Annotated in this window: 22 protein-coding genes and 1 pseudogene; 19 read left to right on the forward strand and 4 right to left on the reverse strand. The window is 29.8% G+C overall.

What is annotated here, in order from left to right; all coding sequences use genetic code 11:
- On the reverse strand, positions 1-1,123 hold a 1,123-nt coding region (locus E0K96_RS05935; protein WP_168081867.1), incomplete at its 3' end, for a hypothetical protein.
- 112 nt (positions 1,124-1,235) lie between these two features.
- Here E0K96_RS05935 and E0K96_RS05940 point away from each other — a divergent pair.
- From E0K96_RS05940 to E0K96_RS05975, 8 genes are all read left to right on the forward strand, one after another.
- The gene (locus tag E0K96_RS05940) at positions 1,236-2,948 is read left to right on the forward strand and encodes a DEAD/DEAH box helicase family protein (RefSeq protein ID WP_168081869.1); all 1,713 of its coding nucleotides are present in this window, start codon (positions 1,236-1,238) and stop codon (positions 2,946-2,948) included.
- A gap of 6 nt (positions 2,949-2,954) precedes the next feature.
- A complete protein-coding gene (locus tag E0K96_RS05945) occupies positions 2,955-3,167 on the forward strand; it encodes a MerR family transcriptional regulator (RefSeq protein ID WP_168081871.1) in 213 nt (70 codons plus the stop codon).
- Between the two features lie 67 nt (positions 3,168-3,234).
- Positions 3,235-3,543 carry an integrase DNA-binding domain-containing protein gene (locus E0K96_RS05950; protein ID WP_168081873.1) on the forward strand — a complete coding sequence of 103 codons (309 nt, stop codon included), beginning with the start codon at positions 3,235-3,237 and terminating at the stop codon, positions 3,541-3,543.
- Positions 3,544-3,548: 5 nt separating this feature from the next.
- The gene (locus E0K96_RS05955; RefSeq protein ID WP_206080608.1) at positions 3,549-4,412 is read left to right on the forward strand and encodes a tyrosine-type recombinase/integrase; all 864 of its coding nucleotides are present in this window, start codon (positions 3,549-3,551) and stop codon (positions 4,410-4,412) included.
- Positions 4,413-4,575: 163 nt separating this feature from the next.
- Positions 4,576-5,652, forward strand: coding sequence for a Fic family protein (locus E0K96_RS05960; protein ID WP_168081877.1), 1,077 nt, complete (start codon positions 4,576-4,578; stop codon positions 5,650-5,652).
- Positions 5,653-6,008: 356 nt separating this feature from the next.
- Positions 6,009-6,236 (forward strand): DUF2188 domain-containing protein, encoded by a 228-nt coding sequence (locus E0K96_RS05965; protein ID WP_168081879.1) that lies wholly within the window; start codon positions 6,009-6,011, stop codon positions 6,234-6,236.
- A gap of 156 nt (positions 6,237-6,392) precedes the next feature.
- Positions 6,393-7,211: a hypothetical protein gene (locus E0K96_RS05970; RefSeq protein ID WP_168081881.1), complete on the forward strand. Its 819-nt coding sequence runs from the start codon at positions 6,393-6,395 to the stop codon at positions 7,209-7,211.
- Positions 7,212-7,272: 61 nt separating this feature from the next.
- On the forward strand, positions 7,273-7,722 hold the full coding sequence (locus E0K96_RS05975; RefSeq protein WP_168081883.1) for a hypothetical protein: 450 nt from the start codon (positions 7,273-7,275) through the stop codon (positions 7,720-7,722).
- A gap of 204 nt (positions 7,723-7,926) precedes the next feature.
- On the opposite strand, the gene E0K96_RS05980 is transcribed toward E0K96_RS05975, so the two are convergent.
- Positions 7,927-8,160 (reverse strand): tyrosine-type recombinase/integrase, encoded by a 234-nt coding sequence (locus tag E0K96_RS05980; RefSeq protein ID WP_168082026.1) that lies wholly within the window; start codon positions 8,158-8,160, stop codon positions 7,927-7,929.
- Positions 8,161-8,434: 274 nt separating this feature from the next.
- Here E0K96_RS05980 and E0K96_RS05985 point away from each other — a divergent pair, with 274 nt between their 5' ends.
- From E0K96_RS05985 to E0K96_RS06010, 6 genes are all read left to right on the forward strand, one after another.
- Entirely contained in the window at positions 8,435-9,466 is a 1,032-nt protein-coding gene (locus tag E0K96_RS05985; protein ID WP_206080610.1) for an aldo/keto reductase, read from the forward strand.
- Positions 9,467-9,563: 97 nt separating this feature from the next.
- Complete coding sequence (locus E0K96_RS05990) at positions 9,564-10,217, forward strand: GntR family transcriptional regulator (protein WP_168081887.1); 654 nt, start codon at positions 9,564-9,566, stop codon at positions 10,215-10,217.
- A gap of 12 nt (positions 10,218-10,229) precedes the next feature.
- Positions 10,230-11,705: a glycoside hydrolase family 1 protein gene (locus E0K96_RS05995; protein WP_168081889.1), complete on the forward strand. Its 1,476-nt coding sequence runs from the start codon at positions 10,230-10,232 to the stop codon at positions 11,703-11,705.
- 60 nt (positions 11,706-11,765) lie between these two features.
- On the forward strand, positions 11,766-12,779 hold the full coding sequence (locus E0K96_RS06000) for an alpha-hydroxy-acid oxidizing protein (RefSeq protein WP_022425736.1): 1,014 nt from the start codon (positions 11,766-11,768) through the stop codon (positions 12,777-12,779).
- A 280-nt stretch (positions 12,780-13,059) separates the two neighbouring features.
- On the forward strand, positions 13,060-13,242 hold the full coding sequence (locus tag E0K96_RS06005) for a hypothetical protein (RefSeq protein WP_168081891.1): 183 nt from the start codon (positions 13,060-13,062) through the stop codon (positions 13,240-13,242).
- Entirely contained in the window at positions 13,239-13,454 is a 216-nt protein-coding gene (locus tag E0K96_RS06010; protein ID WP_206080612.1) for a hypothetical protein, read from the forward strand. Before E0K96_RS06005 ends, E0K96_RS06010 begins: the two co-directional genes overlap by 4 nt.
- 283 nt (positions 13,455-13,737) lie before the next feature.
- Here E0K96_RS06010 and E0K96_RS06015 read toward each other — a convergent pair whose 3' ends face one another.
- The gene (locus E0K96_RS06015; protein ID WP_168081893.1) at positions 13,738-14,922 is read right to left on the reverse strand and encodes an IS110 family RNA-guided transposase; all 1,185 of its coding nucleotides are present in this window, start codon (positions 14,920-14,922) and stop codon (positions 13,738-13,740) included.
- 305 nt (positions 14,923-15,227) lie between these two features.
- Here E0K96_RS06015 and E0K96_RS06020 point away from each other — a divergent pair, with 305 nt between their 5' ends.
- The gene (locus tag E0K96_RS06020; RefSeq protein WP_206080614.1) at positions 15,228-15,842 is read left to right on the forward strand and encodes a hypothetical protein; all 615 of its coding nucleotides are present in this window, start codon (positions 15,228-15,230) and stop codon (positions 15,840-15,842) included.
- Positions 15,843-15,874: 32 nt separating this feature from the next.
- On the opposite strand, the gene E0K96_RS06025 is transcribed toward E0K96_RS06020, so the two are convergent.
- Entirely contained in the window at positions 15,875-16,705 is an 831-nt protein-coding gene (locus tag E0K96_RS06025; RefSeq protein ID WP_168081895.1) for a histidinol-phosphatase HisJ family protein, read from the reverse strand.
- A gap of 249 nt (positions 16,706-16,954) precedes the next feature.
- Between E0K96_RS06025 and E0K96_RS06030 the strand changes: the two genes are divergently transcribed.
- From E0K96_RS06030 to E0K96_RS06045, 4 genes and pseudogenes are all read left to right on the forward strand, one after another.
- Entirely contained in the window at positions 16,955-17,182 is a 228-nt protein-coding gene (locus tag E0K96_RS06030) for an MFS transporter (RefSeq protein WP_168081897.1), read from the forward strand.
- A 21-nt stretch (positions 17,183-17,203) separates the two neighbouring features.
- Positions 17,204-18,145 (forward strand): annotated as a pseudogene (locus tag E0K96_RS06035) (MFS transporter); the annotation flags it as partial.
- 36 nt (positions 18,146-18,181) lie between these two features.
- Entirely contained in the window at positions 18,182-18,997 is an 816-nt protein-coding gene (locus tag E0K96_RS06040; RefSeq protein WP_168081901.1) for an aldo/keto reductase, read from the forward strand.
- A 12-nt stretch (positions 18,998-19,009) separates the two neighbouring features.
- On the forward strand, positions 19,010-20,158 hold the full coding sequence (locus E0K96_RS06045) for an MFS transporter (protein ID WP_206080616.1): 1,149 nt from the start codon (positions 19,010-19,012) through the stop codon (positions 20,156-20,158).
- Positions 20,159-20,168: the final 10 nt, after the last annotated feature.

Here is a 20,168-nt window from a genome sequence, read left to right on the forward strand (position 1 = left end):
ATAAATCATCAAAAGTTATTTGATATAGATTGATATCAAATTTCATCATTAGTTCTAATAATCGTAAATTGTATGCACTATCTTTAACTGAAAAATTCTCTATTAGTGTGTAACTTTCAGATATATTAGACCATGATTTATTTGATTTTAGATAAGAAGAGTTATCAGTGCATATCACATTATATAGTTCTTTCATATCTATTCTTTTAAATAATACTTTAATAAATGGATGGTGTATTGAAGTGATGAAATTATTGTGATAATAAGTGTTTATTAAGTGATGAAAAGAGTATAACTTAGATTTATTTTTTTCATCCCATATACTTTTGTATATTGAATTAATATATTTAATATCATTATCCATTTTATCAATGAGATTTTCAATTTTACTATACTCAGAAAAATTATTTTCGTTTGTTATATAAGCTAATATTGTATTGGAAAGCTTTATCAAATTTGAACTATTTTTTATTTTCATTTTTGTATTTTTGTACATTAAATGTATTAATAACTCAATGTACTCTGCAAAACTATTTGTCATATAATTAATATTTGTGTTTTCTTTGAATGTCGTGTAAAAAATAATATCTTTATGAAAAAAGTCATAATTAAATTGGTATTCAAAAATACTTTTATAGTAAAGATAGGGAGAGCTTCTATCCATTAATTTTATAGTAGGATAAATATGAAATGAGCTGATAACATCTTGAGTTCTTTTTTTTAGGTTGTTGTATTTTTTATATAGATCATGAGATTTTAAATTTTTGTCAAATGATTTTTCTGTGTCTAAAGTCAAGTCGTTTAAAACAAAAAATATTGGAGCAAGCAATTTGATATCTAATTTTTGATAATTAAGTGCTTTCATATCATTTAATTGCAATATCAAAGTTAATAGATGCTCTAAAGTATAACATTTACTTTTTATAAAAAGGTACTCAGTTAAAGATAGTGGATTAGAAAGATTTATATGAGGTAAACCGTCAAGTGTGTAACTAAGTTTAACACTCTCTAATTGAAAATTTTTAATAACGGTATTGTAGCTGTTTTCCATTATATTTAATATTGTATCGTTTATCTCATCTATAATATGATTTGCAAATTGTTTTTCTATATTTTTATTCATAAAATAATCCTCCAAGAAGTTCCATTCTATACAAAATAAATTGTAAGAAAGTCCAATTCTTATTTTATAGAAATATATTATCATATTTTTGTCATTAAAGGAGGAATAAAATATGATGAAAAAAGATTTAACAAATCCAGTAAAAAAATTACGTAATGATGTTGTTAGAAGAATGGAGGTAGAAAATTCAATAAGTGTAAAAGAAACTGAAATAAATCAGAATTATCTAGTAAATGATAAACAAAACAGTTTAAATGTGATGTTAAAATGGAAGGAAGTTATTATACCAGAAAATTATATTTATATAAGTGAGTATTTGATGAAAGAATTTCCGAAATGGTACTGTGATTCTTACGTATTCATAAATACAGGAACAGGTACCGGAAAGACAACTTTTATTGAAAAATTAGCACAACTAGGTCAATATCGTATTTTAGTTTTGACTAATAGAAAAGCAAATAGGAAACAAATAGAAAATCATTTAAAGAATAGCTGTTTGAATGGAAATTATATGCTTGTTAAGGTTTTATCATATCAAGAATTGGAGAAAGATATAGACATGACATCAGACATGCTAGATCAATTTGATTTTATTGTATGTGATGAATCTCATTATTTTCTAGCTGATTCTGATTTTAATTCTTTGACTAATCTCAGTCTCATGAAAATCATGGGAACAACAAGAGCAATCAAGCTTTTCATGAGTGCTACAAATCAATATATACAGGTGCGAATAGTTGAGAGATTAAAAAGAAAGTATAAAAATGAACTTTTAGTCGCGCAAAAAATATTTATTTATACTATGAAAAATAATGCGACAAAAATTCGAAATATATTTAGTTTTGAGTCATTTGAACGTGATTTACTAGCACAAGTTATTGAATCGAAAGATAAGTGGCTTATCTTTGTAAAGTCAATCCCACAAGGAAAAGAAATTTATAATCAACTTGTCAAAGTGTTAGGAGAAAGTGAAGTGGTGTTTTTGGATAGAGAATCAGTTGATGAGGGAACTGATGTTCAAAAAAGAACATTTGAAATTTTGATTCAAGAAGAAACTTTCTATCAAAAAGTGATGATAAGCACATGCCTATTGGATAATGGCGTTAATCTCCGCTCAATTCAATTAAGAAATATTGTTTGTTTTGATGATGATCCAGTAGAAATAGTTCAGATGATTGGTCGTAAAAGATCTATAATTACAGAAAATGATTACTTTGATTTGTATTTAATATGTGAATCGAATCAATCTTTAGCTGTATCTATAGGAAATTGCTATACTAAAAAGAAAAAATTTAAATCAGTTAAACAAGACATTGAAGTGTATAAAGAATTGAAGCCAGTCCATTATCTTAATACAAAGGAAGGTATTGAATATCGTAATATGAGCCATTATGATCCATACGTATTTGGATATAGATTCAATTATTTAGGGTTTTCAAAAGTATATACAGAAATAACTAATTTAAATCAATTAAGAATGGCTGAAAATCCATTTGAAGTAAAAGTGAAATGGGTTTTAGAAAAAGTTGGTGGTAGTATACAAGGAGATATCTTGTCATCAAATCAGTTAAATGCTGAAAGATTTCTTCATTCAATTAAAGGTTTAATCAATAAAGAATTTCCTTATAAAACAAAAAAGGAGAAAATATTTTTTCATTCTTTGGTTTCTGAACATTTTTGGACATGGTACAAAAAAGAAAAAGGTGAAAGAGCAGATCGACCAATGGGTGTAGACAAATTGGTTTATAAATTCACTGTATATCAAATTCCACTTCAATTTGAATTAAATGATAACAAAATTAAGATTATAAAAACGAAAGGATAAAAACATATGGATAGACAAAAGATAGAAATCGATTTTGTGTTAGAAAGTAAAGCTCTTTTAAATGTGAAAGAAATGATGTTATACACCGGTTGGGGAGAAAATACAGTTAGAAATGAATTGAATCATCCAAGATGCAACTATGTAGTTAGAAAAGGAAATAGACTTTATGCAAATAGAAGATTGCTAGATAAATATTTAGATAGTATCTCTGGTGTTTAACAAGAGAAGGAGTAGCTGTTTATTTCAGCTACTCTATTTATTAAATTTAAGATAAAGGAGAATATATATGGGAAAAGATTTAAAAGGAAAAGAATTAGGAAAAGGTATTACTCAAAGAAAAGATGGGACATATATGGCAAGATATGTTGATAAATATAGAAAAAGAAGGACGTTTTATGATAAGAATTTAAAAATGTTAAAGATAAAATTGGAGAAAGAAAAATATAATTCGAAGTATGGAACAACTCTAGAGAATGGTGTGACTTTACAAGAATGGTTTGACGAATTTATTATTCTTTATAAGAAAGGTAGAGTAAAAAATACAACCGTTTATCGTATATATCAAACTTTTTCACCATGTAAAAAAATAATATAGGAATGATGAAGTTAATCGATATTAGGGGGATACATATACAAAAACTATTTAATGAATTAAGTATAAGAGGATATAGCTATGGGACATTAAGTTTGTTAAAATCATTATTAAATGAAATGTTTAAGAAAGCAATAGGAAATGGCTTGGCGATAATAAATCCTTGCGATTCAGTAGTTTTACCTAAAAATGAAAAAAAGGAGTCTAGATATCTTACTGAAAGAGAACAAGTTATGTTTTTAAAAGTTGCTAAAGATTATGCACATTATGATATATTTTTAGCTAACTTAAGTAGTGGACTAAGAATTGGAGAATTGTTGGGTTTAAAATGGGAAGATGTCAATTTTGATGAAAAAACAATCAATATTGAAAGAACACTACATTACTCAAGATTAAATGACAACGAAGTATGCCACTTTTTTTTCACTTCACCTAAAACAGGAACAAGCATAAGAAAAATACCACTTCTTCCTGAAACAGAAGCAACTTTAAAAATAGTGAAAGAGAAACAAATAAAAAATAAAATTTTATATGCAAATAAATGGAAGCAAGAAGAACCGTTTATAGACATGGTGTTTACTACTCAATTTGGAAAACCAATTCGTTATGGGGATGTAAATAGAACAATAAAAACAGTTGTTATGAAAGCGAATATGATAGAAAAAGAAATTGCTAAAAGAGAATGTAGAGAGCCGTTTTTGTTAAGGCCTTTTTCACCGCATTGTTTTCGTCATACATTCGTTACGAGGTGTAAGAAATATGGCGTTTCTTATGAAACGATTCAACCATATGTAGGCCATAATAACAAAGAGATGACAGAGTATTATAATCATAATGTTCCTGAGATGGATATTGAAGGGTTAAAAAAATAACTTTTATATGATGTTTTTATATAAAATATTTGATAAAAAATGAGTCTATAATAACAAAATTAAATATATAGAATCAAAAAAGCGTTAAAAATGAATCTAAAATGTTGATTTTTCAAAAATAGAGTTATATAATACTTATGTATGTAATTAAGGAGGTTATGCTATGGGAGAAAAATTATTAAAAATTTCTGATCAATTAACAAGAATTGATATAAACAAATTTTTGAATGAATTAACAGAAGCTGTTAAATACTTGGCTATTTATGAAACGAAAGTTAGAGATTGTAGAACTGAAGATGGTTTATTTCTTCCAGCTATGCAACGAATTGAAGCATTATCTTCTTTGAAAATAGAAGGTACTCAGACCACAATGAATGACGTTATTGCCGATCTAGTTATTCCAGATGAAAAAAATTTAGATTTGTTAGAAATAAAAAATCATCAAATTGCACTTGTAAATGGGGCTAAAGCAATTAAGTTTGAGGGATTTACTGATGAAATTATTAAAATGATTCATAAAACATTGTTAACAAATGTACGTAAAAAAAATGCTGGAGTTTCTTTAGGAGAATATAAAACAGAAAATAATTTTATCGTAAATAGTGTGGGGACAAAAGTTTTTATACCACCTGAATTTACAGAAACTGAAGAATATATGAATGATTTAATTGATTTTATGAATGATACTGATTATAAAGGAATACATCCGTTAATTCGAGCGGCTGTAATGCATGCACAGTTTGAGTCTATTCATCCTTTTGGAGATGGTAATGGACGAGTTGGAAGAATGTTAATAACTTTATATTTATATTATCATAAAATTGTAGAGCTACCTTTATTTTATATAAGTGAAGCGTTACAACAGGATAAAATGTTATATTATAGAAAACTTACGGAAAGTAGAGAAGGTGATTATAATGAATGGATTAAGTATTTTTTATCTAAATGTGTAGATCAGGCTAAAATGCATATTAAATACATAGATAGTATTAATAGTTTATATATTCAGACTGATGACAAAGTCAGTAAAATAATAAAAGGTTGTACTAAAGAAATTACCAAAGCACTATTTCATTATCCACAAATTAATGTAAAAACTTTATCTTCAGAATTAGGTATTTCTACTCAACAGGCTAATCGATATTTAAAAGCACTTGTAAATGAGAAAATACTTTTCCCAGATGATAAGAAACGAAATACATCTTACTTTTTTGGTAATTTGATAGATTTAATTATATAATTATTAATATATATTTATTAAAGGAGGTGGTTAAGATTAAAAAATAAAAAGTGAATTTTAAAGGGCAAATTAAAATTCACTTATTAGCATTGAATAGTGAGAAATCGCTCGCTATACAATATAGTTTCCAAATTCAGTATAGCAAAACTTCTTGATGATTTCAATGCCTTTTAATTTTTTGAAAGGAGAAGTTAGTATGAAAAGAAAATATATTTTTCGAAAATATATTACAAAAAATGGAAAAAAAATTTATCCAAAAAAAGCTAAAGCTTTTAAAATTCCAGTTTAATAAATGATAAATTGCTTGAAGGGGTTTTGAGCGATACCTTCAAAATAATGATGAAAGGAGGCTTAAAATGGGAAAAAATCAATATGTAGTACATAGAAACGGTAAATGGGCGGTTAAAGGTGAAAATAATTCTAAAGCGACTGTAATTGTGGAAACACAAAAAGAAGCAATAAAAATCGCTCAAGAAATAGCAAAAAACCAAATGTCTGAATTACGTGTGCAAGGAAGAGATGGAAAATTTCGTATGTGCAATAGTTATGGAAATGATCCTTGTCCACCCAAAGATAATAAATAAGTGAAGATGTAGTGTAAAGAAAATATCACTACATCTTACATTTATTAAAGAATAATAAGCTTTTTTGTTAAAGAGAAGAGATAGAATAAAAAGCATATAATAATTATTAGGTAGATTACTTTACAAAAAAATAATATAAAGAAAGAAGGAGAAAATATGAATAATCAAGTGGTTACAAAAACACGTCCTCAGTTACCTGAGGTTATTGATGAAAATTTAAATAGTATTGGCAAGATTTTAGAAACTTTTCACTTACCACGCGAAATATTGGCTGATAATGAAGAAATTATATATGCGTGGCGTGAGTTACCTAGAGAGCTTGTGAGAATACCAGAAGAGTTAAGAGATGGTTTAATAGCTCGAATGTGTGTGGCTATATCAGTAGGATTATTTGATGGTGCAATTAATTATATTTGGAATGCAGTAATATTAAATATGAGGACAAGAGTGAAAAATTATGGATTGAAGTATGTTGGTCAGATATATGATAAAGAATTTGAAGAACGTCAACTAAATGAAATGACAGACAAAGAATTATTAAATCTATGTTATAAATTAGAATTGATATCTGAAGAAGGATATTTTTTGTTAAATCAATGTAGAGAAATGAGAAATAATTTTTCGTCTGCACATCCTAGTATTGCTCTAATTGATGATAGAGAGCTTATTATGTTTATTAGTAGATGTTGTAAATATGGTATAAGTGAAGATTATTTAAGAAAAGGAATTAACATTTCTGAATTAATAGATGTTATCAAGACTGGACCATTATCAAGTGATGCTACTATTGAGTGGGCGAATCGAATTAAGGAAACATTTTCTGACCAAAGAGCAATGATAATAAAAACACTTCATGGATTATATTGCTCATCTGATTCTAAAGAAGAGGTAAGGATAAATTGTTTAGATATTTGCGAAAATGTAAAATTAGCTTTTGATGATAAGGTTAAAATAGAACTAATAAACAAAATATAATAATTATATTAGTAAAAACAAGGAAGAAAAAATTGGTACATCTAGAACTTTTTTTAGAAGATTGGGAATAATCGATTTATTAGATGAGAGGGAAAAGCATGCAATTATATATAAGGCGTGTAAGTTGTTAGAGAATATACATTATGGATATAATAATTTTTATAATGAACCTCCATTAGCAGAAGAATTATATAATATAACAAAGGATACTGAAATTCCAAAAACTATTAAAAAATATTTTGTGGAAATTGTTACAATTTGTTATGTTGGCAATTGCTATGGTGTTTCTAATGATGCGGTTTACTATTATCAAGAAATGATTAAAAATTTTTCACCTATGGAGATAGGATGTCTTTTAACACTTCATGAAGAGAATGAACATATCAAATATTTAGTAAATAACTATAAAAATTGTAAAGACAGATTTTTAAAAGGATTAGAGTTGATAAATAAGAAAAGTATATCACCACAGCAAACGGCTCTTTATAACAAAATTGTGAATAATAAGTAGATAACGAAATCTTTGTTTATTAAAAAAATAATGGTGTAAAAATGGTGTAAATGTATTACTTAGATAAAAACTATTGATTATAACATTATTTATTTAATATGCTATACATTGGTGAATAGTTAAAATGAAGGAAAAACCTCGATAAAATCGAGGTTTTTTTGCGAAATAGCGTTTTATACGTGATTTTGAACGGAGAAGTGCGTATTATTTGTCGTTTTCATCCTCTAAATTGAGGTCAACTAAGTCAGCAACGAATTTCTGACGAGCATGTAATACGTCTGTATAGGTATCAGCGGTTATATTGATATCACTATGACCAAGATGAGCAGATACAATTTTTAGATCGACATCATTCATTAATAATAAAGTCGCATTAGCGTGACGTAAGAAGTGAACAGATATAGATTCATAGTCTGTTCCTTTTTTATTGAAGCTAATCTAGATGATGCAGTATGACGATTAATGTAATTAGCAGTATTACCTGCAAAGACTAGATTATGATCTTCATATACATTACATTTAGAAATCATGGCCTTTTTCATGTCAATATGTATTACAAGAAATAGTATTCGTAAGAAGGTTACATAAGCATTTTTTACATGATGAGATTTGTTGAATATAGTATTTATTTATTGACTTTTAAAAATATTGAGTTATTATAGATATAGATACACCGGTATACCGGTATAATGATAAGAAAGAAGGAGTTATGATGAGAAAAGTTAATGTTCAAGGTATGGAAATTGGAGTAATGGGAATGGGATGTATGGGATTCTCTCATGCGCACGGTGATCCAGCTCCTAGAGAAGAATGTATTTCCATGATGCGTAAGGCTCATGAAATGGGTGTTACATTATATGATACAGCTGATGTATACGCTAATGGCCATAATGAAATCTTAGTAGGTGAAGCTTTAGCACCAATTCGATCAGAAGTACAAATCTTAACTAAGTTCAATCCAGAGGTAGCACCTGTAAATGATCCAGCTAATGGTACAGTTGCTCAACAAATTGAAGCAAGATGTGATGCTTCATTAAAACGATTAGGAACTGATTATATTGATATCTATATGATGCACAGAGTTCCTGATGATTTACCAATTGAAACATATGCAGAAGCTATGAAAAATTTGATTGAAAAAGGTAAAATTAAGGCTTGGGCTATGTCAAGAGCAAGAGAAGATCAAATCAGAAAAGCACATGCTGTATGTCCAGTAGCAATCGTACAAAATGAATTTTCTATGGTTGTTAGAAATATTGAAACTGACGGTTCTTTACAAGCATGTAAAGAATTAGGAATTGCTATGACTCCTTATATGCCTTTAGCTTCAGGTTTATTAACTGGTGCTTATAGACCAGGTATGAAATTAGAATTCAAGAATGATGATATTCATAGAACATTCTCTTGGTTTACGGAAGAAAACTTAGAAAAAAATCAACCATTATTTGAAATGTTAGAAAAATTTTCAACTAAAAAAGGATGTACATATGCACAATTAGCTTTAGCATGGGTAATGGCTAAATACGATATGATGATTCCAATTCCTGGTATGTACAAACAAGAATTCATTGATTCAAACTTAGAAGCATGCAATATTGTTTTAACTGATGAAGAAATGAAAGAAATCGATGAAACTTTAGCTACACTAACAATCTATGGTGACGGTGCTGAATGGCGTGTTGACCAATTAAGAGGAATGTTAAAAGAAGAAGGATACGAAGTAGAAAAATCTTGGAGAAAATAAGATGCATTCGCATCTTATTTTATATCTAACTCGACATTATACGTAATGAATGTTAGAGTATAAATAGTACCGGTATACCGGATTTAGGAGAATAAAGATGCAATTATTATTAAAAGATCAAGCATATCAGGCATTATTAGAAATGATATGGTCAGGAAATTTAGAGGCAGGAGAAATCTATTCACTTACAAAAATCGCACAAGATTTAAATATTTCTAGAACGCCTTTAAGAGACGCAATTCAAAGATTAAGTGATGAAAAACGTATTGATATCTTACCTAGCAGGGGATTCTGTTTACATAAATTCACAGAAGAAGAAATTAAACAGAGATATCATCTTACAATCTCTCTAGAAGGATATAGTATTGTACGTTTAATTGAAAAATATAAGGAAAATCCAAAGAATCCATATATTATGAAATTAGAAGAATGCGTAGATTTAATGGAAAATGGTTTAAATGAAGAACATACATTTAAAGAAAAGTATAATTATGACAACGTTTTTCATAATACTTTAGTTGAATCACTAGATGATAACTTTCCTGAATATCTTTCTTTAAAGGATCATGGATTTATTAATATACCAGAATTACATATCTATGCAAAATGTCTAGATATGAAAGTTATGTTAGCGTTTAATAAAAGAACACTTAATGCAATCAAAACAGGTAACTATGAAGATGGATATAAATGTATGATTGAAAATGCTGATTATGTTTACAACATTTATATAGAACAATCAAATAAATAAAAGGAGAACAAAATGACATTTCCGAAAGGTTTTTTATGGGGTGGAGCAGTAGCTGCTAACCAATGTGAAGGTGCTTATTTAAGAGATGGAAAAGGCTTATCAGTACCAGATATGTTATTAGGTGGAGATAGATATACACCAAGAACATTCTGTAGTGTGATTGATGAAACAGCTTTTTATCCATCACATCAAGCTATTGAATTTTATGATCATTATAAAGAAGATATTGCTTTATTTGCAGACATGGGATTCAAGTGCTTTAGATTTTCTATTAACTGGGCAAGAATCTTTCCTAATGGAGATGATATAATGCCTAATGAATTAGGTTTACAATTTTATGAAAATGTTGTTGATGAATGTTTAAAATATGGTATTGAACCATTGATTACATTATCACATTATGAAATGCCATTTGCATTAGTTCAAAAATATAATGGTTTCTATAGCAGAGAAGTGGTTAACTTCTATGTTAATTACGCAAAGACATGTTTTACTCGTTTTAAAGATAGAGTTAAATACTGGATTACATTTAACGAAATTAACTGTGCCATTGTAACAATGGGTCATGGTGGCATGGGTGATTTATATGGCTTAGGTGTGATGGACAGAGAAGATGTTAAATCTACTGAACGTATTCCATTATCTAAACTTAAAACAAACCCACAAGTCACTTTCAATGCAATGCATAATCAATTTGTTGCAAGTGCACTTGCAACTATTGAAGCACATAAAATCAATCCTGATTTTATGATAGGAACAATGATAGCACAGGTTACAGGATATCCTTTAACACCAAATCCAAAAGATGTTCTTTTATGGCAAAAAGAAGATAATATCAATAATAACTTATGTGGTGATGTGCAAGTCAGAGGGAAATATCCAGAATTTGCTTATAGCTTCTTTAGAGAGGTTGGTGTAGATCCTTCATTCATTACAAAAGAAGATGAAGACATCTTATATAAAGGCAAAGTTGATTTCTATACTTTATCTTACTATCAGACAAACTGTGTTACTACAAGTAAAGATGCAGAAATTGTTGAAGGAAATTTACATGGTGGTGCTAAAAATCCATATCTTAAAGCATCAGACTGGGGCTGGCAGATTGATCCTGATGGATTAAGATTTACATTAAATAAATTACATGATAGATATCCTGAAGTACCATTAATGATTGTAGAAAATGGTTTTGGTGCATTTGATAATGTAGAAGAAGATGGGTCAATTCATGATCCATATAGATTAGATTACTTTAGACCTCATATTATTGCAATGAAAGAAGCCATTGAAGATGGTGTACCATTAATTGGTTATACAACTTGGGGACCAATTGATCTTGTTTCAGCTGGAACTGGTCAATATGCAAAACGTTATGGATTTATCTATGTAAATCGTCATGATGATGGCACTGGAGATTTTTCAAGATCTAAAAAAGATTATTATTTCTGGTTTAAGAAAGTTTTAGAATCTAATGGTGAAAATTTAGAATAAAATGTAACTCGCTTGATATGTAAGTATTGAGCGAGTATTCTTTGATTGGAGAGGTGAATAATGAATTATCAAGAAATATTAGATCAAAGTAGACCTTTAATGGGGAAAGTATGTAAATCATGCCCAGTATGTAATGGTAAGGCATGTGGTAATAAAGTACCAGGACCTGGTGCGAAAGGGACAGGCACTGTCGCTATCAGAAACTATGATGCCTGGCAAAATATCTATGTCAACATGGATACACTCACAAGTAATGCACCTGTTGATACAACTTTAGAATTATTTGGGAAGACATTTAAATATCCAATCTTTGCAGGACCTGTAGGAGCGATTCAATTACACTATGGAGATTCATTAGATGATAATTCATATAATGATATCTTAGTCAGAGGATGTAAAGAAGCAGGAATTGCAGCCTTTACTGGTGATGGTGTTAATCCAGCCATCATGCAAGCTTCAACTCAATATATCAAAGAAAATGATGGTATTGGTGTACCAACAATCAAACCTTGGGGTGAAGAAGTCTATGATGAAAAATTAAAACTTGCGATTGAATCTAATGCCTTCGCAGTTGCGATGGATATTGATGCAGCAGGACTTCCTTTCTTAAAAGGACAGACTCCTCCAGCTGGTAGAAAATCACAAGAAGAATTAAAACGTATTATTGATAAAACACCTGTACCTTTTATCGTAAAAGGTGTTATGACAGTAAATGGTGCTTTAAAAGCCAAAGAAGCTGGTGCTAAAGGTATTGTTGTATCAAACCATGGTGGAAGAGTATTAGATGGGACTCCTGCAACAGCTGATGTCTTAGAAGAAATTGTAAAAGCTGTTGATGGAAGTATGAAGATCTTCGTAGATGGTGGTATCAGAAGTGGGACTGATATTTTCAAAGCGTTAGCTTTAGGAGCTGATGCAGTGATTATCGCAAGACCATATGTCAATATGGTATTTGGTGGTAAAGAAGAAGGAATTAAAGCTTTAACTGAAAAGCTTGGTGCTGAATTAAAAGATACAATGGAAATGTGTGGAGCCACTACATTATTAGAAATCACAAGAGACAAAGTTAAATAATTAGGGTTAAGTCCAAAAATATAGTTATTCAATTTAAATTAACGATATTATTCCAGATAAAGCGATAAATAAACGTTTTACCTTATGTTGGTGAATAATTAAGTCTAAATTAACCTTGGGAAACCAAGGTCAATGGAGTCAACTTAGTAAGTTGGCTCTTTTTTATTTTTTTGGAAATAAAAGAGTGTCTTTTTTACTTGTAGTTAAGTATAATTATCTATTTATTATCTTATTTTCTTTACTTTTGTTGTATAATGTAGTTAAGAAAGAAGGTGCTTCTATGTTCGTTAGAGTTATCAAAAATAATAAGGGTAAGAAAAATACCTGTTTTTGCGCACTCGTTGAATCCTATCGTGATTCTTCTGGCGTTCCTAAACATCGTGTCCTTATCAACTTTGGGCAGGTTGATGAGGAATCCGTTCCTTTTCTGAAGGCTGCTTTCGCCAAGAAAAATTATTTGTGACGCATGATATTTCAGAAGCATTAAAATTAGGAACAAAGGTTCTTGTGATGGATCATGGTCAAATAGAACAATTTGCTACACCTGAAAACTTACTTCGTCATCCGGCAACAGAATTTGTAAAAAAGCTTGTCAAAAAAGAACGCCGTATGTGTCATTTGCCAGAAGAACAGTTATCTTCCTGTGATTTTAGTGGCGCCAACATCAAAGAGTAAAAAGCATTTATATAATTTTATAAGAATCAGTCATATGATGAATTCAATTCATACAAAAAGGTGCCTACTTACAAATTTATCAAATTTGGAGTATATTATGATAGAGGAGCTAACTATATAAAATTCAAGTCATTTGATGAAAAAGTTTGAAAATGTTAAATGATTTGATTATGGTAGCTCATCAATATGTAAGATCTTTGAAATGTGAATACGATTTGTGTTTTTGGGCATGACGAAAACAGCCTATGGAATAGACTTTTTTGAATACGGTTTCATTCTATTTCTATCTCAGTAACGATGCATCAAACTGCTGATTTGTCGTTACCAGATGATAGATGACTCTCAACAGCTTCCTGATGCAATGTCCCTGCGCACAGCGATGACTTTTTCCCTGTGAGCGTTTAAGGTCATAGTAATCCTTGAAGACCTTGTTGAACCTGATGACTGGCACAATGACCTGATATAACGTCTTTCTTAAATAGCTCGATCCTTGCTTGGTTATGGCACTATGCTTGGCTTCGTACTGACTTGATTCGTAGTGAAATGGGGCGACACCCGCTGCCTTTATTATCTTTGAAGGCTTAGAATAGTTGAAAATATCTCCATATTCTGCTAGAATTGATGTACCAGAGAAATGCGAAATTCCTGGTACGGAGATGATAGGAGAGTTTAAGTCAGTGGAAAACTCTTCTATTTTTTTATCTATTTCTTTGAGCTGATCATTAAGCAGTTCGATATGAGCTATCAGATGTTTGATCTGCATTTCATCTGCCAACGGAGAAATGCCAACAGATGTTTTTGCACTTTCCTTTAGCTTTTCAGCAGTCAGAGAAATGCGATTGCCTCTGCCGGTAATATCAAAGCATTTGCGTAAAGTTCTGATGTCAGCCTGTGCAATGGCCTTTGCACTGCCAAACTGTTTAAGAATAGACATATAGACTTTTCCATACTTGGATTTAAAAAGTGCGTTATATTCAGGGAAAACAAGATCTATGCATTTCTGCAGACGATTGGAAAGAACATTAATCTGTTCCTTGAGGGAATGATGCAACCTAGTCAGCTGCTTCTGTTCATAAAGGTCAAATTTCTTAGATGACGTCAAACGATAAGGTTTCTTGAGTTTGTTTGAGCTTAATATATCGCATATATTAAGAGTATCAAGTTTATCGTTTTTAGTGATGCCACCATCCATTCTACGATTGAGATCGGTAGTTTTAGGATTGATCAAAGCGACGTTGTAGTTCTTCTGTAAAAGAAAGCGCAATAAAGCGAAATGATAATGACCAGTATCTTCCATACCGATAAGAACGCTATCAACAGGATAGAGAGCGATCTGAGAGATAAGGAATTCAAAACCCTGAGCATTATTAGAGAAAGCGACAGGCTGAAGAATAATTTCACCAGTCAACTTGTCAACGATACTGACGAAATGCTTGTGCTTTCCAATATCAATACCAACTAATTTCATAAAAACCATCCTTTCAAATAAATTTCATGTGATGTGGTACCCACAACACTTAGACCATAAAACCTGGTTCAAAATGCGAATTCAAAGACTCATCTAACTCATCGTTATTGAGGAATAAGTGAGTGGTCCAAACCCCCTTGAAGTAGTCAAAGCCACACGGAAAAATACAAATCCACAAACACATATTTCAATTTTACATATAAACCTAAACGTCATCAACTACGTATTAATAAAGTTGATAGAAAGGAGAAGGTATATTTTAATGACTGATAAATGAGTCAATTATAATATACCAGAGAAGAACAATGGAAAAACAAATGGATTTAAATAAAAAGTCTTTTATACCTGTTCATACAAATATTGAAAATGTAGAACTTGATGGTGAAAAAGTAATAAGAGTTGTCAAAGCTGAAAAAATCATGGAATTTGATGAAAATACTTATGCAAAATTAAAAGATTTTTCATTTCACAATGGAACAATCGAAGTGAAAATGTTAAGTCGTCTATTGCCTGATGCACCAGATTTCGCAAGAGGATTTATAGGTATTGCTTATCGTATTACAGATGATGACAAGCAATTTGAGTCATTTTATGTACGACCAACAAATGGTAAACAATGTCAAGATCCTATGAGAAAAACGCATGGATGTCAGTATTTTTCATATCCAAAATATACTTTTGAATATTTTAGAAATCATCAGATTACACAATATGAAGCACCTGTTGATATTGATTTGAATGAATGGATTCAATTAAAAGCAGTTATTGAAGATGAACATGCTTCATTTTATATCAATGATAAGCTGATTCTTGTTGTTGAGGATATGAAACATGGAAAAGATTTAAAAGGTTCAGTAGGATTTTTTGTAGATATTGGAACAGAAGCTTTTTTTAAAGATTTAAAAATTGATATCAAATAGTCATTTTAAAAAGCTAACCTCAGGGTTAGCTTTTAAAGTTCATGAAATATAGGTTGCATCTTATCAAAAGTACAATAATATTCAAAGCCTAATTTTTTTAGTTCTTCTCTGGCTTCTTCAATATAAGCACCGAGATGATCGGGTTGATGTGAATCACTACCAATTGTAATAATTTGACCACCCAGTTCTTTATAAAGCTTTAAAATATTTCGAGATGGGGTCATATCTTTTAAGCCATAACGATGATATGAAGTATTGATTTCAATGCCTTTACCATCTTTGATAACAATCTCTAAAATATCTTTCACAATATCTTGTATATAAGTGAAGTCAATAGCACCATTCAAATCATAGCGTGTAATCAAATCCATGTGTCCTAAAACACTATAATCTTTATATGTTTTTACAACTTCAAGCATTTCCTGATAATAGCGCATATTATATTCAAGCTGTGTTTTGCCTTTTTGAAAATCCTGTGTCCAAAATTCTTGATCTTCTACCTGATGAATAGAAAGAATAATAAAATCAAAAGGATATTCATGAAATAGTTTCTGATATTTTTCAATTGTATGTGTTTGAATACCAAATTCCAATCCCATTTTTAATGTTATCTGATCTTTATATTTTTCTTTTAACTCATCAATTTCTTTTTCATATTCAGGATAATTGACATTTGCTAAAAGTGTTTCATATCTTTTTTGAAAAGCACGTGGATCATCCCAGTCATACTTGATTCCATAATCCACATGATCAGTAAAACAGATTTCTGATAATCCTTTATTAATTCCATCTTTCACAACATCTTCCATGAGATATTCACTATCATCACTATAGTGAGTATGTACATGATAATCACAAAGCATAATATTCCTCCTATCTTTATTTCTAGTTTATCAAAAAAACATAAAATAGAAAGCTAAAAACATCTTCCTGACAAATATTTTTCAATAAAACAAGATCATTTCTTTATTTTAAGAGTATATTTTGTAAATCTTATTTACAAAATATAAGCCTATACATTTTATTTTTTAAAACAGGTTTTGAAACTTTCGTTCAAGTCTTTTATCATGAAATCCTTTTTGTTAAATTAAAAAACAGAAAGGAGAAAAGTTATGGAAAGTATCAGAAATTATAAAAGTGTAAGTCTTTGGCAACGTTATCAGAATAGTTATTTAAGTTACTTTTTCATGTATAATTTTTATTATTTATCATGGGCATTATTTAGTGCTTTGATTTCAGTTTATTTGATCGGCATGGGATTTAAAGCCAGTGAGGTTTCATTGGTTGTGTCTGCGTCATTTTTAATATCTTTAATCACACAACCCATCATTGGTAAATGAAATGATCAGTATAATCTCAAAAAGGTGAATACTATTTTATTTGTCATTGCGATTGTGGGTGGTCTTGTTTTTATGTTATCATGTCATCTTATCATGATTATGATCAGTTACAGTGTTGTCTTGATGAGCATTAATGGGGTCAATCCTATCATGGAAAAAATTGCGACTGCATCCCCTTATCAATATGGAAAAATAAGGATTTGGGGAACAATTGGTTATGCTTTAGGTTCACAATTAGCTGGGCTTCTATACGAACGTATTTCACCACAAGCTATTTTTATTGTTTTTGTTTTCACCATGTTTTTATGTATTCTTGGTTTGTTAGGAACACAACCTCAAATGCAAAAACAATCTCAAAATGTAGAGAAAGTCAAAACAAGAGATATATTAAAAAATAAAAAATTCTTATATTATTTACTGATTTGTGGTCTGTTTTATGGTGTGACTTATATGTCCAATACATTTATTCCATCCATGTTGACAGATAAAGGATTAGATGTAGGAATAACATCGACAGTCTTATCTATTGCTGTTTTTTGTGAAGCACCACTTGTATTATTGTCTAGTCATTTTATGGATCGTTTATCTAATAAAACATTATTAATGATTGCGACGACAATGGTCTGTGCTCAATGTGCTGTATATGGATTGGACATGCCTATGTGGATGACTGTTATCGTCACTTTTTTAGTCAAGCATCCTGCTGGGATGTTATTTATAATGATTAATCTTAAAGTTGTGAACACATTAATTGATGAAAAACATCAAATGACTGCTTTAGCTATTGTTGCGACATTAAAAAATCTAGTTTCGATTATCTTTCAAAATGCAGCTGGATACATACTGGATATGAGTTCATATTCTTATCTTTATATGATTTGTCTGATTTGTATGGTGATCAGTTTATTATTAGTTATTTTCTTTAAGATTGATCGAGGAAATGAAAAAAGATTATTTAGTTAGAAATTGGGAATGAGAGAAGAATAAGGAGAGATGAAAATGAATCAGAATACAAAAGTCAAATTATGTTGTTGTCAAAAGATGCCTATTATTGCTTTAGGTGTATGGCAAAGTGGAAAAGATACAAAACAGGCTGTTTTAGATGCTTTAAAAGCGGGTTATCGTCATATTGATACTGCAGCCTGTTATGGTAATGAAAAAGCTGTTGGAGAGGCTGTCAAAGAAAGTGGAATACCAAGAGAAGATATCTTTATTACGACAAAATTATGGAATGATGATATCAGAGTTGGAAATACACGCAAGGCTTTATTAACAAGTTTACAGAAATTACAGATGGATTATGTAGATTTATATTTAATTCATTGGCCTGTAGAAGGTTATGTTGAAGCTTATTTAGAAATGGAGAAAGTGAAAGAAAAAGGACTTGTCAAAAGTATAGGTGTATCTAATTTTAGAAAATCACATTTACAAAATTTATTATCTCAGGTTCATAAGATTCCAGCAGTGAACCAAATAGAAATCAATCCACAAATGCAGGATGAAGAAACTATACAGTTTTGTCAGGATAATAAAATTGTTTTGGAAGCCTGGTCACCACTAGGAAGTGGAGCCTGTTTACATATGCCAGGTATTCAAATGATTGCTGATAAATATCATAAATCAACGGCACAGATTATTTTAAGATGGTTACTGCAAAGACATATTGTGGTATTACCTAAATCAGTTCATAAAGAACGTATTGAAGAAAATATTGATTTGTTTGATTTTGAATTAACGAAAGAAGAAATGGACTTCATGAATGCACTGAATCAAAATAAAAGAACCGGACCAGATCCAGACCATTTTGATTTTTAAGGAAGAATGTCTATGCGTATACATTATAAAAATAGTTATTTCAGTTATTTACTCATGTATTTCTTTTATTTCTTTTCACTAGCTGTTTTTTCTGGATATATATCTGTCTATTTGATGGATAAAGGTTATCATGCTTCACAAGTTTCTATGGTTGTCTCATGTTCATTTATTTTATCCATGATCATTCAACCTATTGTCGGTTATTTCAATGATCATTATTCTCAAAAAAGATTAAATATGTTGATTTTATTATTAGCAGCAGTTTTAGGAATTATATTTATTGATGCTCAAAATATTTATATGATTGCTTTGATTTATAGCTTAGCTTTAGGATTATTTAATGCGGCTAATCCTGTTATTGAGAATATGGCAACATTATCACGTTTTTCCTATGGAAAGATTAGAATTTGGGGAACGATTGGTTATGCGGTTGCATCTAAGATATCAGGTGTTATTTATGATTATGTTTCACCAGAAGCCATGTATGCATTCTTTACGATAGGATTGATTTTATGTGTCATAGGCATTTATGGCACACAAAATGTAAAACAGATCAAAACCCAAAAGAAAGAAAAAACAATAGGTTTATTTCAAAAGAATTTTATCATCTATTTAATCATTGTATGCCTGTTCTATGCTATAACAAATACCAATACAACCTATTTACCAGCTATGTTTCAAAATCTGGGATTATCAATGAATACAATATCGACAGTGATTTTTATTTTGACTTTTTCAGAACTACCGATTATTTATTTTTCACAGTATTATATGAATAGATTAACTAATAAACAATTGCTTATCGGTATATTTTTATTACTAACGATACAGTTTTTTACTTATTCCTTTGTAAAACAAGCAATGATTGTGATCATTGTATCAATATGTACAAAAGCAGTTTCCACAATGTTATTTATCATGTTGAATTTAAAAATTGTCGCAACGATTGTGGATATGAAACATCAGATGAGTGCCTTAGCACTTGTTCAGACATGTCGTAATTTTGGCTCTATTGTATTTCAGTTTGTTGCTGGATATTTGATTGATTTTTATTCATATGATATATTTTACTTAATTCTATGTTTATTATCTATAGTGGGTATGGTGATTTGTATCTTTTACAGGATACCAAGTGGAAATCATCAACATTTATTTGATTAGGGGGTTTTTT

The organism is Massilimicrobiota sp. SW1139 (assembly GCF_012027715.1).
GTDB lineage: Bacteria > Bacillota_I > Bacilli_A > Erysipelotrichales > Coprobacillaceae > Allocoprobacillus > Allocoprobacillus merdigallinarum.

What these genes read in the sequence shown, in the direction of transcription:
- E0K96_RS05965 (WP_168081879.1), top strand. Translation starts at nt 6,009, where the DNA reads ATGGGAAAAAATCAATATGTAGTACATAGAAACGGTAAATGGGCGGTT.
- E0K96_RS06005 (WP_168081891.1), top strand. Translation starts at nt 13,060, where the DNA reads ATGTTCGTTAGAGTTATCAAAAATAATAAGGGTAAGAAAAATACCTGT.
- E0K96_RS05940 (WP_168081869.1), top strand. Translation starts at nt 1,236, where the DNA reads ATGATGAAAAAAGATTTAACAAATCCAGTAAAAAAATTACGTAATGAT.
- E0K96_RS05990 (WP_168081887.1), top strand. Translation starts at nt 9,564, where the DNA reads ATGCAATTATTATTAAAAGATCAAGCATATCAGGCATTATTAGAAATG.
- E0K96_RS06025 (WP_168081895.1), bottom strand. Translation starts at nt 16,705, where the DNA reads ATGCTTTGTGATTATCATGTACATACTCACTATAGTGATGATAGTGAA.
- E0K96_RS05955 (WP_206080608.1), top strand. Translation starts at nt 3,549, where the DNA reads ATGAAGTTAATCGATATTAGGGGGATACATATACAAAAACTATTTAAT.
- E0K96_RS05950 (WP_168081873.1), top strand. Translation starts at nt 3,235, where the DNA reads ATGGGAAAAGATTTAAAAGGAAAAGAATTAGGAAAAGGTATTACTCAA.
- E0K96_RS06020 (WP_206080614.1), top strand. Translation starts at nt 15,228, where the DNA reads ATGGAAAAACAAATGGATTTAAATAAAAAGTCTTTTATACCTGTTCAT.
- E0K96_RS05985 (WP_206080610.1), top strand. Translation starts at nt 8,435, where the DNA reads ATGAGAAAAGTTAATGTTCAAGGTATGGAAATTGGAGTAATGGGAATG.
- E0K96_RS05995 (WP_168081889.1), top strand. Translation starts at nt 10,230, where the DNA reads ATGACATTTCCGAAAGGTTTTTTATGGGGTGGAGCAGTAGCTGCTAAC.
- E0K96_RS05960 (WP_168081877.1), top strand. Translation starts at nt 4,576, where the DNA reads ATGGGAGAAAAATTATTAAAAATTTCTGATCAATTAACAAGAATTGAT.
- E0K96_RS06040 (WP_168081901.1), top strand. Translation starts at nt 18,182, where the DNA reads ATGAATCAGAATACAAAAGTCAAATTATGTTGTTGTCAAAAGATGCCT.
- E0K96_RS06045 (WP_206080616.1), top strand. Translation starts at nt 19,010, where the DNA reads ATGCGTATACATTATAAAAATAGTTATTTCAGTTATTTACTCATGTAT.
- E0K96_RS05970 (WP_168081881.1), top strand. Translation starts at nt 6,393, where the DNA reads ATGAATAATCAAGTGGTTACAAAAACACGTCCTCAGTTACCTGAGGTT.
- E0K96_RS06015 (WP_168081893.1), bottom strand. Translation starts at nt 14,922, where the DNA reads ATGAAATTAGTTGGTATTGATATTGGAAAGCACAAGCATTTCGTCAGT.
- E0K96_RS06030 (WP_168081897.1), top strand. Translation starts at nt 16,955, where the DNA reads ATGGAAAGTATCAGAAATTATAAAAGTGTAAGTCTTTGGCAACGTTAT.
- E0K96_RS05945 (WP_168081871.1), top strand. Translation starts at nt 2,955, where the DNA reads ATGGATAGACAAAAGATAGAAATCGATTTTGTGTTAGAAAGTAAAGCT.
- E0K96_RS06000 (WP_022425736.1), top strand. Translation starts at nt 11,766, where the DNA reads ATGAATTATCAAGAAATATTAGATCAAAGTAGACCTTTAATGGGGAAA.